Below are 12,992 nucleotides of genomic sequence, written 5' to 3' on the forward strand. Positions count from 1 at the left end.
GATGTCCGAAAAGGACTGGCGCACGCGATTCGTCACGAGGCGGAAATCACGTCGCCGCTCGCGCTGCCATTGAGGCTGCGCTTGTAGGCCTGCGCCACCACGGCAACCGGCACGCCTTGCGACGGATCGCGGCCCATCGATTCGAGCGTCTCGGCGACCCAGCCCGGGCTGACCACGTTGACGCGGGCTTTGCCACGCAGCTCGAGTGCCGCCGAGCGCGCGAACGCTTCCACGCCGGCATTCACGATGCTGACGGCCGCGCTGCCTTCCATCGGGTGCTGTGCGAGCGTGCCGCTCGTCAGCGTGAAGCACGCGCCTTGCGACACGTGTGCCGCGCCGCAGCGCACCAGATTGACCTGGCCCATCAATTTGTTGGTAAGACTGAACGAGAAATCGTCGTCGGAGAGTGAGTCGAGCGGGGCGAACTTCGCTGCGCCGGCGGTGCAGATGACCGCGTCGAGCGTGCCGGCTTGCTGGTACATCGATTCGATGCTGCCTTTGTTCGACAGATCCACGTGGAGATCCGAACCCTTGCGGCTCGCGGTGACGATATCGTGTTCGGCGGCGAGCAACTTGACCACCTCGCCGCCGATCAGACCGGTTGCACCGACAATCAGTATTCGCATACAAGCTCCTGAAGCTGTTTGTGTTTTGCGCCGATCCAGATTGCGGCGCCGATGCGCGGGTAAGTGCTGACGCGTCTGTTAAAGATAGTCGCTCCATGCACGCGATGTCGCCGAACGCAGAAAAAAGTAGCACGCTCGCCCCGCGACGGATGAAGCTTGCGTTAGATCATGCGTGCGGGCCGTCAAAGCGAAGCAATGACCACGCATCATTTTTGTTGGGCGCTTTTTTTGCTAGTCTGCCGATAGGGTGTTCTCAAGGGGCTTCAATGAAGCGCGACAATCCGAAAGGCGAAAAACGATCCGCCGACAGCGAACCGGCGGTCAAGGCGCACTCCGCGCAAGAGGCTTTCTCGTCGTATGCGGCCCCTCTTGTCGATCACGCGATCGAATACGCGAACGCGGTGCGCGAAGACCCGTCGCCGGAAGCGCTGCACAAATTGCGCGTCTCGCTACGGCGCTTGCGCTCGTTATGGTGGGCGTTCGAGCCGTTGCTTGAAAGCGGCGAGAACACCCGGCAACGCGCGCTATATAAGTATCTGGCCACGGCCGCCGGCAAAACGCGCGACTGGGACATTCTGATCGAACTGCTGACACGCGACGATAACGGCGCGCGCAGCGGCACCGGCGAAATAGCGCCCAAACTGCAGGACGCTCGCGGCGCCGCGTTGACGACAAGCCGCGAAACGCTCTCGAACGCCGACGTCAAGCATCTGCTGCGCGAAGCTTTGTCCACTGCGTCCAAAGAACTGAACACCGCGCATGAACGCACACCGCTGCGGAAATTCGCCGAGCAACGCGTGGCCGCTTCCGAGCGTTCGCTGAAGAAGCGGATGAAACGCGCGCGCCGCGCGAAGCGCTCCAACTACGTCGCCTTTCACAACGTCAGGAAGGCGGGCAAGAAGCTGCGCTATCTGCTGGAGTTTTTCGGACCGATCCTGAGCGGCGGCCGCAAACGCACCCTCAAACGTTTGAAGCAGATCCAGAAACGTTTCGGTACGCTGAACGATGTGGTCGCAAGCGAGATGTTGCTGCGCGACAATGCGGCTTTGCTTGCGGGCGCAGGCGACCCTGAAGCGGCGCTTCACTGGCTCGGCAAGGAGCGCAAACGCCGGATGCGTTCGGCAGCCGGACTGCTGCGCAAGCTGTGATACGGCGCGCGTCTTCGTGGCTCGGCTCAGGTGCCTTGCGTGCTGCGCGGCGCGAAGCCCCGCAACGTGATCGCCCCGCGCGCTTCACCAAGCGATGCCGCCGCGCGGTTGCCGGTGCCCGGCTCGTCGGTTAAAGCAAGCGGTTCGACGGGAAAGCCGCGCCGCTGCCAGGCATCGAGGCCGCCGCGTAGCGCGCGAATCCGCGTGTAGCCGTTGTAACGCATGCGTTGCGTGATTTCGACCGCGGTCGCGCTGTCCGGGCAAATGCAGTAGATCACCGTGTCGTGCGCCCGCAGCGCTCCGTCGATCTGCTCCGGCGAGTGCGGATCGAGCGCGAGCGCGCCGGGAATGCGGCACGGCGCTTCAATCGAGGGCGCCTGCGGACGGGCATCGAGCACCTTGGGCGGCGGCGCGAGACGGAGCCAGCCGCCGGCGGCCTGTGCCGCCGCGGCTTCCCTGAAACGGCGGCGTTCGCGGCGTCGTTGCTGCAGACGGAAGACGAGATAGAGGAGCGCGCTGGCCAGCAAAATGTCGATGACCGTGCCACCACGCGCTTTGACGAATTCGAGCAGCATATGCAGTTGCCGTTCCGCCGCGGCGCCGCCGAGGAGCCAGAAGGCCGCCCACGCGAGGGCGCCGGCTACGTCCCAAGCGGCGTAGATGCGGGCGTCGACGGCGGTCGTGCCCATCAGCGGCGGCGTGATGAGCGCGAGTCCTGGGACGAACTTCGAGATCGACACGAGCGGCACGCCGAAGCGCTCGAACAGCGCGCGCGCCTTATCCACTTTGGCATCGACGGCGGGGGACAGCCGGCCTAGCGCGGCGATCAGCTTGCGACCATACAGGCGGCCAGCCGTGAACCATGCGCCGTCGCCCAGCAGCGCGCCGAGCACGGCGGCGCCGAGGACCGGCCAGAACGACAGCGTGCCGGCGGCAATCGCGGAGCCTGCGAACAGCAGTACGGGCACGGCGGGGATCGGCACGCCGAGGCGCGTCAACAGGACGTTGAGGAATACGACCGCGCCACCCCAGGTCGACACCGCCGAAGACGGAAATTCTACCAATTGAGAAGCTCCTGTTTTTTTGCGGTTGCGCCGGCGTGCTTCGAGGGCTTTTCTTCAGGCGGTTGCAAAGCGTGTACCTGAGCGGCCTGCCGGCTTCATGCGAGCGGCGTTCCGTTCGCTCAGGATACTCGATGGATTTGGCGCAGGGCCAACATTGACGGCGTCATCGTGAGCGGGCTGACCTGGTTCATTGACTCGCTTGTCGGCTTGCGCTGGCTTTGCAATTTCGTTCAAGACCGCCGCTCATCGCACCTTTACTCTGCGTGCTCGATCCAACCAACAGGACAGCACCATGAACTCGCGGTATGCCGGATATCTGTATTGCGCGCTGGCGATGATCGGCGTCGGCAGCACGGTGGTGGTCAGCAAACCGATCGCGGCCGGACTGCCGCCGTTCAGCGCGACCGCGTTGCGCTTCGCGATCGCCTTTCCGCTGTTCGTGCTGGCGATGCGCTGGCGAGGCGTGCGCTGGCCGCGTCTGGACCGGCGCGATACGCTGCTCGTGATTGCCCAAGCAGGCGCGGGGAGCGTCGGCTACACCGTGCTGCTAATCAGCGGCATGAAACTCGCCTCGGCCGCCGATGCGGGCGTAATTGCCGGCACCTTGCCTGCCGTGTCGGCCGGCGTCGCCGTGCTGGCGCTCGGCGAGCGCCCCGCGCCCGCGTTGATCGGCGCGATCCTGCTGGCGACGGCGGGCGTGCTCGTGTGCACCGTGCATCCCGGTGAATTCAGCGCGCCGCATGCGGTGAGTTCGCTGGCGGGCAACGCGCTGGTGTTCCTCGCGATCGTCTGCGAGGCGTTGTTCATTCTGCTCAATCGCAAGCTGAGCACGGCAGTGGCGCCGTTGCCGCTGTCGGCGTTGATGTGTGGCATCGGTTTCGCCGTGGCGCTCGTGCCGGCCTGCTTCGAAAAGCCGTGGGCCTTGCCGGTCGATGCGAGCGCACTCGGCGGCGTGCTGTATTACGCGCTGGTGCCGACCGTGGTGGGCTTCGTGCTCTGGTATGCGGGCGCCGCCCGGATTAGCGGCGCGGAAGCGGGATTGATGACCGCACTCGTGCCGGTGAGCGCGGTGGCGTTGGCTGCGATGGTATTGGGTGAGCCGGTCAGCGCGGCGCAACTCGCCGGTGTCGCGTGCGTGCTGGGCGCGGTGTTGCTGGCCACTTTCGGCCAGCTGCGCATGAGGCGGAGCGCGGCATGAGGCAGGCATGCCCTACCTGCGCTCAACCTGGGTCTAGGTATTAGCGACCGCCACCACCCCCGGATTGCCGACGATCGACAGAAACTCGCGACGTGTCGACGGATCCGTGCGGAACGTGCCGAGCATGCGCGAGGTAACCATCGTCACGCCGGCCTTGTGCACGCCGCGCGTCGACATGCATTGGTGCGCGGCTTCGAGAATCACGCCGACGCCTGCCGGTTGCAACACTTCGTTCAAGGTGTCGGCGATCTGCACCGTCATCTTTTCCTGGATCTGCAGGCGTTTGGCGAACGCATCGACCAGCCGCGCCAGCTTGGAGATGCCGACCACGCGATGTTGCGGCAGATACGCCACGTGCGCGCGTCCGATGATCGGCACCATGTGATGTTCGCAGTAGCTTTCGAAGCGGATGTCTTTCAGCACGATCATTTCGTCGTAGCCGTCCACCTCGGAGAAGGTGCGGGCGAGGATCTCGCGCGGGTCGACCTGATAGCCCGCGTAAAACTCCTCGTACGAGCGCACCACGCGCGCCGGTGTATCGATCAGACCTTCACGCGCCGGATCGTCGCCGGCCCAACGCAGCAGCACACGAACCGCTGCTTCAGCTTCCTCGCGGCTCGGGCGCTCCGTTGCGGTTATGGGTTTGGTTTTCTTCGCCTTGCTACTGGTCATCCGTCGCTCCTACGGGATCGCGCGTCGACGCTGTACGGAGCGCGCGGGTTCAATGAGTGCGGCCATTGTTCCATGTTTTGCAACGAGTCGTGCTGATGTCCCTGTGTGCTGTCAGGGCGCCGCTCACTTGGGCCATTCGTCCATCGCGTCGTTGAACAGTTCGGCGACCACGCTACGCAGCCAGCCGCCGCGCGGATCGTTATGAAACTTGCGATGCCAGTGCTGGCGCAGATCGAAATGCGGCAACGGCAGCGGCGGCTCGACCAGCGTGATCGACGCGTGCTCCGAGACGTACGCGAAGCCGATCGCATGCGGCACGGTCGCCAATAGATCGGTGCGCGCGAGGATGAACGGCAGGCTCATGAAGTGAGGCGTTTCGAGCACGGCGCGGCGCTTGATGCGTTTCTTCTCCAGGTATTGCTCGAGGATTTCCTGACTGCGTCCTTCAGAGCGCACGACGGCGTGACCCGACGCTACATACTGAGCCAGCGTGAGCGGCGCCTTCGACAATGGATGGCCCGTGCGCATCAGGCAGATGAAACGATGGCTGAAGAGCCGTTGCTGGAAGAAGTTATTGCCCGCCAGATCAGGGAAATAGCCGATCGCCAGATCGACGTCGCCCGATTCGAGCCCGCGTTCCACCTGCGACGGCGAGACCGTCACCGAGCGCAGATTCGCAAACGGCGCGCGTTCGGCGAACAGTTGCAGAAGCCGCGGCAGAAACACGATCTCGCCGACGTCGGAGAGCGCGATCGAGAACGTATGAGTGCTGGTGGCCGGGTCGAATTCCTGTACGTCGAGCATGCCTTTCTCGATGCGCAGGAGCGCGTCGCGCGCGGCGGGCAGGATGGCGAGCGCGCGCGGCGTCGGCTCCATGCCTTTGGACGTGCGCACGAACAGCGGATCGTCGAAGTATTCCCGCAACTTGCCGAGCGCGGTGCTCACGCGTGGCTGGCTGACGCCGAGCTGCTCCGCCGCGCGACTGACGTTGCGCGTGTCTTCCATCGCGACAAGGAAAGGGATCAGATTCAGATCCAGATTTGATTCAGACATGCTTGACGACCTGTGCGGATTGCGGATCTGCGTATTTGATATGTAGATAGAGGTTAGCCCATTAATCTCCAACTTGGATAGTGCGATTGTCCGCTGCCGCCGGCCAACGGCAACGACAAACCGGCATGTCATGCGGCGAGAACCTATGATTAAGGGGAATTCCCTGCCTTGACAACGTGCACGAAGGACTACGATAATCGTCTCAGCGTTCGCTAAACGAATCCATGTTCATGTAACGAACAAATTTGAAGCGAGCAAACCAACGGCGCCAGCCCACATCGCACTCGGCGAGCCGCCGCCAGCATTGGCCGGAGACCGTCCCGCTCAAGCCCTGCCCGCATGGCAGCAAGTCTGACGGCACGCAGCGCCCTCAAAGGAAATTCGACATGATCAACAAGATTTTCGAGTCACTTCAATCGGCGGTCGCCGATGTCAACGACGGCGCGACCGTCATGATCGGCGGCTTCGGCACGGCCGGCATGCCATCGGAGCTGATCGACGCGCTGATCGAACAGGGCGCGCGCGAGCTCACCATCGTCAACAACAATGCCGGTAACGGCGACATCGGCCTCGCTGCGCTGCTCAAAGCCAAGCGCGTGCGCAAGATCATCTGCTCGTTTCCGCGCCAAAGCGATTCGTATGTGTTCGACGCGTTGTATCGCGCCGGCGAACTCGAACTCGAACTGGTGCCGCAGGGCAATCTGGCGGAGCGCATTCGCGCGGCGGGGGCAGGCATTGGCGGCTTCTTCACGCCGACCGGCTACGGCACCAAGCTCGCCGAAGGCAAGGAAACCCGTCTGATCGACGGCCGGCACTACGTGCTGGAAGCGCCGCTGCACGCGGACTTCGCGCTGATCAAGGCGTACAGGGGCGATCGCTGGGGCAATCTCACGTATCGCAAGACGGCTCGGAATTTTGGACCGATTATGGCCACGGCGGCGAAAACCGCGATCGTGCAGGTATCGCAAGTCGTGCCGCTCGGCGAACTCGACCCGGAAAACATCGTGACGCCCGGCATTTTCGTGCAACGCGTGATCGAAGTGCCGCAAGCGGCCCACGCCCCGATGCCCAATCCTCACGACGCTGCCGCCTGATTCGGAGACCGACATGAAAAAACTGACCCGCGATGAAATGGCCAAGCGCGTTGCGCTGGATATCCCCGAAGGCGCGTATGTGAACCTCGGCATCGGCGTGCCTACGCTGGTGGCCAACCACCTTGACGCCGACAAGGAAATCTTCCTGCATAGCGAAAACGGCCTGCTCGGCATGGGCCCGGCGCCCGCCAAAGGCGAGGAAGACGACGAACTGATCAACGCCGGCAAGCAGCACGTCACGCTGCTCACGGGCGGCTGCTATTTCCACCATGCGGATTCATTCGCGATGATGCGCGGCGGCCACCTGGATTTCTGCGTGCTCGGCGCCTTTCAGGTGTCGGCCAAGGGCGATCTGGCAAACTGGCACACCGGCGCGCCCGACGCGATCCCGGCTGTCGGCGGCGCGATGGATCTGGCGATCGGCGCGAAGCAAGTCTATGTGATGATGGAGCACCTGACCAAGCAGGGCGAGAGCAAGATTGCCGCTGAATGCTCATACCCGGTGACGGGCGTGGGTTGCGTCGACCGCATCTATACGGATCTGGCGATGATCGATGTCACCGATCGGGGCCTCGTGGTGCGCGAGATTTTCTCGGACATCGATTTCGATGCTTTGCACAAGCTGACCGGTGTGCCGCTGATCGACGGCACGCAGGCGGCGCACGCGGCTTAACGCGCCCGTAACGCGCCGCGCGACGCCGGCCCGCATGCCGGCGCCTTGCGGCGTAAACTCAATCACCGACACCTTCGATCATCGACGTCACCATGCTCGACTCCAGCGCCCGTCTCACCGGACTTCTTTGCGGCACGCAGCCGATGAACGACATCTGGGCGCCGCGCGCCACGCTGCAACGGATGCTCGACGTGGAAGCGGCGCTTGCGCGCGCTTCGGCCGCGCATCAAGTGATTCCTCAAACGGCGGTGGCCGCGATCGAAGCCGCTTGCCAGGCCGATCAACTCGACGCCGACGCACTCGCACGCGACGCCGCGCTCGGCGGCAATCTCGCGATTCCGCTCGTCAAGCAACTCACCGCGCGCGTCAAGGCGGCCGACGCCGAAGCGTCGAAATACGTGCATTGGGGCGCCACGAGCCAGGACATCATCGACACCGCGACGGTGCTGCAACTGCGCGACACTTTCGATCTGCTCGACAGCAGCCTGCAATCGACCTGCGACGCCGTGGCGAAACTCGCGGCCACGCATCGCACCACGCCGATGATCGGCCGCACCTGGTTGCAGCAGGCGCTGCCCATCACGCTCGGCCTGAAATTCGCGCAATGGCTCGACGCGCTGCTGCGCCATCGCGAGCGGCTCGACGCGTTGCGCGCTCGCGCGCTGGTGCTGCAATTCGGCGGCGCGGCGGGCACGCTGGCGAGCCTGCGCGATGCCGCGCCGCAAGTCACGCAATCGCTTGCAAAAGAACTCGGCCTCACCGTGCCGACGCTGCCTTGGCATACGCAGCGCGATCGCATCGCCGAAACGGCGGCGCTATTCGGCATGCTGATCGGCACGCTCGGCAAGATCGCGCGCGACATCTCGCTGCAGATGCAAACCGAAATCGACGAACTCGCCGAACCGGCCGCGGCCGGCAAGGGCGGCTCGTCAACCATGCCGCACAAGCGCAATCCGGTTGGCTGCGCGGCGGTGCTGACGGCCGCCACGCGCGCGCCGGGGCTGGTCGCCACGGTGTTCGCCGGCATGGTGCAGGAGCACGAACGCGCGCTCGGCGGCTGGCAAGCCGAGTGGGACGCGCTGCCGGATCTCGCGCGTCTCGCGGGTGGCGCGCTCGCCAATATCGAACAGATCGCCGCCGGGCTGAACGTCAACGTGCCGCGCCTTGCCGCCAATCTCGACGTCACGCACGGCCTGATTCTCGGTGAAGCAGTGATGCTCGCGCTCGGCGACAGCATCGGCCGGCTCGACGCGCATCATCTGGTGGAGCGCGCGTCGAAAGCCGCGATCCGCGACGGCCAGACGCTGTTCGACGTGCTCGCCGCGGACCCGGCCGTCACCGCGCATCTTCCGCTCGAGCGCCTGAAACAACTGCTCGATCCGGCTCAATACGTCGGCCAGGCGCACGCTTATGTGGACGCCGCGCTGGCACTTCACACCACGCGCTCGCAGCGCGACCATTCCAGGGAGTAACGGGCATGCCTTACGCCGCAGTCAACGGGACCGAGCTTCACTATCGAATCGACGGCGACCGTCACGGCAACGCGCCGTGGATCGTGTTGTCGAATTCGCTCGGCACGGATCTGTCCATGTGGGCGTCGCAAGTCGCGGCGCTGTCGAAGCACTTTCGCGTGCTGCGCTACGACACGCGCGGCCATGGCCATTCGGAAGCGCCGAAGGGCCCCTACACGATCGAACAGCTGACCGGCGACGTGCTCGGCCTGATGGATACGCTGAAGATCGCCCGCGCGAATTTTTGCGGAATTTCCATGGGCGGCCTGACGGGCGTTGCGTTGGCGGCGCGTCACGGCAACCGGTTCGAGCGCGTCGTGCTGTGCAATACGGCGGCGCGCATCGGTTCGCCGGAAGTGTGGGTGCCGCGCGCCGCGAAAGCGCGCAGCGAAGGCATGCTCGCGCTCGCCGATGCCGTGCTGCCGCGCTGGTTCACGGCCGACTATATCGAACGCGAGCCGGTAGTGCTGGCCCTGATTCGCGATGTGTTCGTGCATACCGACAAGGAAGGCTACGCGTCGAATTGCGACGCAATCGACGCGGCCGACCTGCGCCCCGAAGCGCCCGGCATCAAGCTGCCGGCGCTGGTGATCAGCGGCACGCACGATCTGGCCGCGACGCCGGCGCAAGGCCGCGAGCTGGCGCAGTCGATTCCCGGCGCGCGCTACGTGGAACTGGACGCCTCGCACATTTCCAACATCGAGAAAGCCGACGCTTTCACGAAGACGGTAGTCGATTTCCTCACGGAGCAAAAATGAACGACGAAGATCGCTATGAAGCCGGCCTCGATGTGCGCCGCGCGGTGCTGGGCAGTGCGCACGTCGACCGGTCGCTTGCGAATCGCAATGAGTTGACGGAAGAGTTTCAGAATTTCATCACCCGTTATGCATGGGGCGAAATCTGGACGCGCGACGGCTTGCCGCGCCACACGCGCAGCCTGCTGACCATTGCGATGATGGTGGCGCTCAATCGCAGCGAGGAACTCGCGCTGCATCTGCGCGCCGCGAAGAACAACGGCGTGACACGCGAGCAGATCAAGGAAGTGCTGCTGCAAACCGCGATCTATTGCGGCGTGCCGGCGGCCAATTCGGCGTTCCACCTTGCGGACAAATTGTTCCGCGAAGACGACGCAGCGGCAGCTCAACCGTAAGCCATGCAATCGAGTTGACGTGCCAGGCAGCGTGCGAATGCACGCTGCTCCTCAACATCGACGATGTTCGACTTCATCCAGCCTGCAACGGGTTGTGATACGGATACCTGATATCCGGTGGTGTTCGACCTGGACGCCGCGCACTGCGAGATTCGGTCGCATTCCACTCCTCTCGATTTTTGCAGAAAATTCGCACACTGAAATTGAATTTTCCTGCAAACATTTCTGACGTTCTTGTTTGCGCATCGTCATTTTCCGAGATTTTGGCAGACCCGATTCGTTGACAATACGAATGCCGGTGAGCTCTCTGCTATTAATCTTTCTGCACGTTTAGAGGTGAATTTAGCCACCTCAAGATAGTGATTCATTCGCGTGAGTCCGGCTGGTCCGTGGGATTTTTCAAGAGCAATGGAGCATCCTCCGCTGGCGGAATCCCGGCAGGTTTATTTGACGCCGCATGGTTTGCCTCTTCGTTGACCGTTAAACCAGCCGGCGCTGTTCAAGGCGATCTGCCAATATGAGCTTTACCTATAAACACGATGGTCGCGAGGAGTCTCATCCCCGTGCTCATTTTCGTGATCTCTTTTTACTGCCCTGGCAGCAACGCCAGCTTATCGTCGCGCTAACCCGGCGGGACATTTTGAGCCGGTATCGCGGGTCAATAATGGGACTGGCCTGGTCCATCGTTCAGCCGTTAATCATGCTCGCCATGTACACGGTTGTGTTCGGCACACTGTTGAAATCGCGCTGGCCCGGAACCGACAATAGTTTTCAGTTCGCGGTGATCCTGTTCGTGGGCCTGATTCTTTTCAATTTTTTCGCCGAATGCCTGAATAGAGCGCCGACCATTATCACGACCAACGCGAACTACGTGACGAAGGTCGTCTTTCCTCTCGAGATCCTGCCGTGGATTACAGTCGCCTCGGCGGCATTTCACTTCCTGACGAGTTTTGCCGTCTGGCTTGTCTTTGCGCTATGCGTATACGGAAAGCTTCAATGGACGATCGTCTTTTTGCCGGCGCTCTTCATCCCGCTCGCATTTGTCGGCGTGGGTGTGGGTTGGCTGTTCGCCGCCACCGGCGTCTACGTGCGTGACCTGACGTACGTCACCACGCTGCTTTCATCTCTGTTGATGTTCCTGTCGCCGGTTTTCTACGCGCTCGATACTTTGACGCCCGCTTTCAGGGCGCTCATTCTGACCAATCCGCTGACGTTCATCATCGAGCAGGCGCGCGCGGTCATGATTGCGGGCGAGTTGCCTGACTTCGTGGGCATAGCGATCTATCTGTCATGCAGCATCGGGTTCGCGTGGATCTGTCTGGCCTGGTTCCAGAAGACACGCGAAGGTTTCGCGGATGTTCTGTAAATGCCGATGCTCATGGAAATGAATCAAGTCGGCAAGCCTGAAACCACGATTCAGGTGACAAACGCCTCGAAGCGTTTCGACATCTACGAGACGCCGCTCGACCGTCTCAAGCATATCGTCTTCCCAAAACGCACCGGCTATTCGCGGGAATTCTGGGCGCTTCGGGACGTATCGCTCTCGGTCACACGCGGCGAAACGGTGGGCATCATCGGGCGCAACGGCTCCGGCAAGTCCACGCTTTTGCAGATAATTTGCGGAACGCTTCGCCCCACGCAGGGTGACATCGCGATTAACGGGCGTGTGGCGGCATTGCTCGAATTGGGAGCCGGTTTCAATCTGGAGTTTTCCGGCCGGGAAAACGTCTATCTGAACGCCGCCATGCTGGGAATGACGTCTGACCAGATCGAACGGAAATTCGCCAGCATCGAGCAGTTTGCGGAAATTGGCGATTTCATCGATCAGCCGGTCAAAACGTATTCGAGCGGCATGTATGTGCGCCTCGCGTTTGCCGTGGCCATTCACGTCGAGCCGGCGGTCTTGATCATCGACGAAGCCCTTGCGGTGGGCGACGCGCGTTTCCAGGCCAAATGCTTCAACAAGATCAAGGAACTCAAGGAATCAGGCGTCACAATCCTTTTCGTGTCGCATGACGTCGGCTCGGTGCGAACCTTGTGTGAGCGCGCCGTCTGGCTCGACGGTGGCCGGGTTCGGATGGAGGGTGGCGCGTTCGCCGTCACCGCGCAATACACGCAGTTCATGTCCGAAGGGCTCGGCGAAAGCGAAGCGATCGGCATCTCCAGCCAGCCGGCGGGCAGCGCGGCCGGACTGGACGAAGAAGCGAAGCAAAACGGTCAGACCGCGCAGAACGCGGGGCGCCCTGCCGCAACTGCCAGCGACGAACCGATCAACCATTGGGGCACACATATCGGGTCGATCGTGTCGTCTCAGGTCCTGGACTCGGCTGGTCGCCGCCAGAGCGTGTTCACGGCTTTCGAGCCGATGATCGTCCGCCTGGCGATCCAGATCCCTGAAGGCGTCGATCGCCGCGCGCTGAGCGTGGCTTTCTCCATCAAGGATACAAAAGGCACGGACCTGATCGTCCGAACCACTCACGACGAGAAAGGTATTGACTTCGAGTTCGACGGCAGCGAGTTCGAAATCGAGTTTCGCCTGAGAAACCAGCTCAACACAGGCCGGTATCTGCTCGTGGCGGCTCTCGAAGACCGGTCCACCGCAGTGCCGCAGTACTACGAGTACATCGAGGGCGCCTGCTATTTCTCTTCCTACATCGAAAACGATCGATACGGGCTGTTCCTGCCGGACATCACAGAAAAAATACGCATGGACGAGACGCCTCTACTCAGGCGCTGACGGCACCAGAAAGAGCAATTGGAATAACGGCGACTCGAGAGGTTGGCCATGGACGGACAGGAAGCA

Annotated in this window: 13 protein-coding genes; 9 read left to right on the top strand and 4 right to left on the bottom strand. The window is 62.7% G+C overall.

Annotation, left to right across the window (positions count from 1 at the left end):
• Positions 1-32: 32 nt before the first annotated feature.
• Positions 33-626, bottom strand: a complete 594-nt coding sequence (locus BPHYT_RS21385; RefSeq protein ID WP_012426199.1) for a short chain dehydrogenase — start codon at positions 624-626, stop codon at positions 33-35.
• A gap of 266 nt (positions 627-892) precedes the next feature.
• Between BPHYT_RS21385 and BPHYT_RS21390 the strand changes: the two genes are divergently transcribed.
• Positions 893-1,774, top strand: coding sequence for a CHAD domain-containing protein (locus BPHYT_RS21390; protein WP_012426200.1), 882 nt, complete (start codon positions 893-895; stop codon positions 1,772-1,774).
• A 26-nt stretch (positions 1,775-1,800) separates the two neighbouring features.
• On the opposite strand, the gene BPHYT_RS21395 is transcribed toward BPHYT_RS21390, so the two are convergent.
• Positions 1,801-2,838, bottom strand: a complete 1,038-nt coding sequence (locus BPHYT_RS21395; RefSeq protein ID WP_012426201.1) for a VTT domain-containing protein — start codon at positions 2,836-2,838, stop codon at positions 1,801-1,803.
• A gap of 292 nt (positions 2,839-3,130) precedes the next feature.
• Here BPHYT_RS21395 and BPHYT_RS21400 point away from each other — a divergent pair, with 292 nt between their 5' ends.
• Entirely contained in the window at positions 3,131-4,036 is a 906-nt protein-coding gene (locus tag BPHYT_RS21400) for a DMT family transporter (RefSeq protein ID WP_012426202.1), read from the top strand.
• Between the two features lie 33 nt (positions 4,037-4,069).
• On the opposite strand, the gene folE is transcribed toward BPHYT_RS21400, so the two are convergent.
• Positions 4,070-4,708, bottom strand: coding sequence for a GTP cyclohydrolase I FolE (gene folE / locus BPHYT_RS21405; RefSeq protein ID WP_012426203.1), 639 nt, complete (start codon positions 4,706-4,708; stop codon positions 4,070-4,072).
• 123 nt (positions 4,709-4,831) lie between these two features.
• Positions 4,832-5,761 (bottom strand): LysR family transcriptional regulator, encoded by a 930-nt coding sequence (locus BPHYT_RS21410; RefSeq protein WP_012426204.1) that lies wholly within the window; start codon positions 5,759-5,761, stop codon positions 4,832-4,834.
• A 386-nt stretch (positions 5,762-6,147) separates the two neighbouring features.
• Between BPHYT_RS21410 and BPHYT_RS21415 the strand changes: the two genes are divergently transcribed.
• From BPHYT_RS21415 to BPHYT_RS21445, 7 genes are all read left to right on the top strand, one after another.
• Entirely contained in the window at positions 6,148-6,855 is a 708-nt protein-coding gene (locus BPHYT_RS21415) for a 3-oxoacid CoA-transferase subunit A (RefSeq protein ID WP_012426205.1), read from the top strand.
• A gap of 13 nt (positions 6,856-6,868) precedes the next feature.
• Positions 6,869-7,528, top strand: a complete 660-nt coding sequence (locus tag BPHYT_RS21420) for a 3-oxoacid CoA-transferase subunit B (protein WP_012426206.1) — start codon at positions 6,869-6,871, stop codon at positions 7,526-7,528.
• A gap of 92 nt (positions 7,529-7,620) precedes the next feature.
• Entirely contained in the window at positions 7,621-9,000 is a 1,380-nt protein-coding gene (locus BPHYT_RS21425) for a 3-carboxy-cis,cis-muconate cycloisomerase (RefSeq protein ID WP_012426207.1), read from the top strand.
• Positions 9,001-9,005: 5 nt separating this feature from the next.
• On the top strand, positions 9,006-9,797 hold the full coding sequence (gene pcaD / locus BPHYT_RS21430; protein ID WP_012426208.1) for a 3-oxoadipate enol-lactonase: 792 nt from the start codon (positions 9,006-9,008) through the stop codon (positions 9,795-9,797).
• The gene (pcaC, locus tag BPHYT_RS21435; protein ID WP_012426209.1) at positions 9,794-10,189 is read left to right on the top strand and encodes a 4-carboxymuconolactone decarboxylase; all 396 of its coding nucleotides are present in this window, start codon (positions 9,794-9,796) and stop codon (positions 10,187-10,189) included. The genes pcaD and pcaC overlap by 4 nt, the downstream gene beginning before the upstream one ends.
• A gap of 517 nt (positions 10,190-10,706) precedes the next feature.
• The gene (locus BPHYT_RS21440) at positions 10,707-11,555 is read left to right on the top strand and encodes an ABC transporter permease (protein WP_012426210.1); all 849 of its coding nucleotides are present in this window, start codon (positions 10,707-10,709) and stop codon (positions 11,553-11,555) included.
• Entirely contained in the window at positions 11,556-12,926 is a 1,371-nt protein-coding gene (locus BPHYT_RS21445; protein ID WP_012426211.1) for an ABC transporter ATP-binding protein, read from the top strand.
• Positions 12,927-12,992 lie beyond the last annotated feature (66 nt).

The sequence above is a fragment of the Paraburkholderia phytofirmans PsJN genome (genome assembly GCF_000020125.1).
In the GTDB taxonomy this organism is placed as follows: Bacteria; Pseudomonadota; Gammaproteobacteria; order Burkholderiales; family Burkholderiaceae; genus Paraburkholderia; species Paraburkholderia phytofirmans.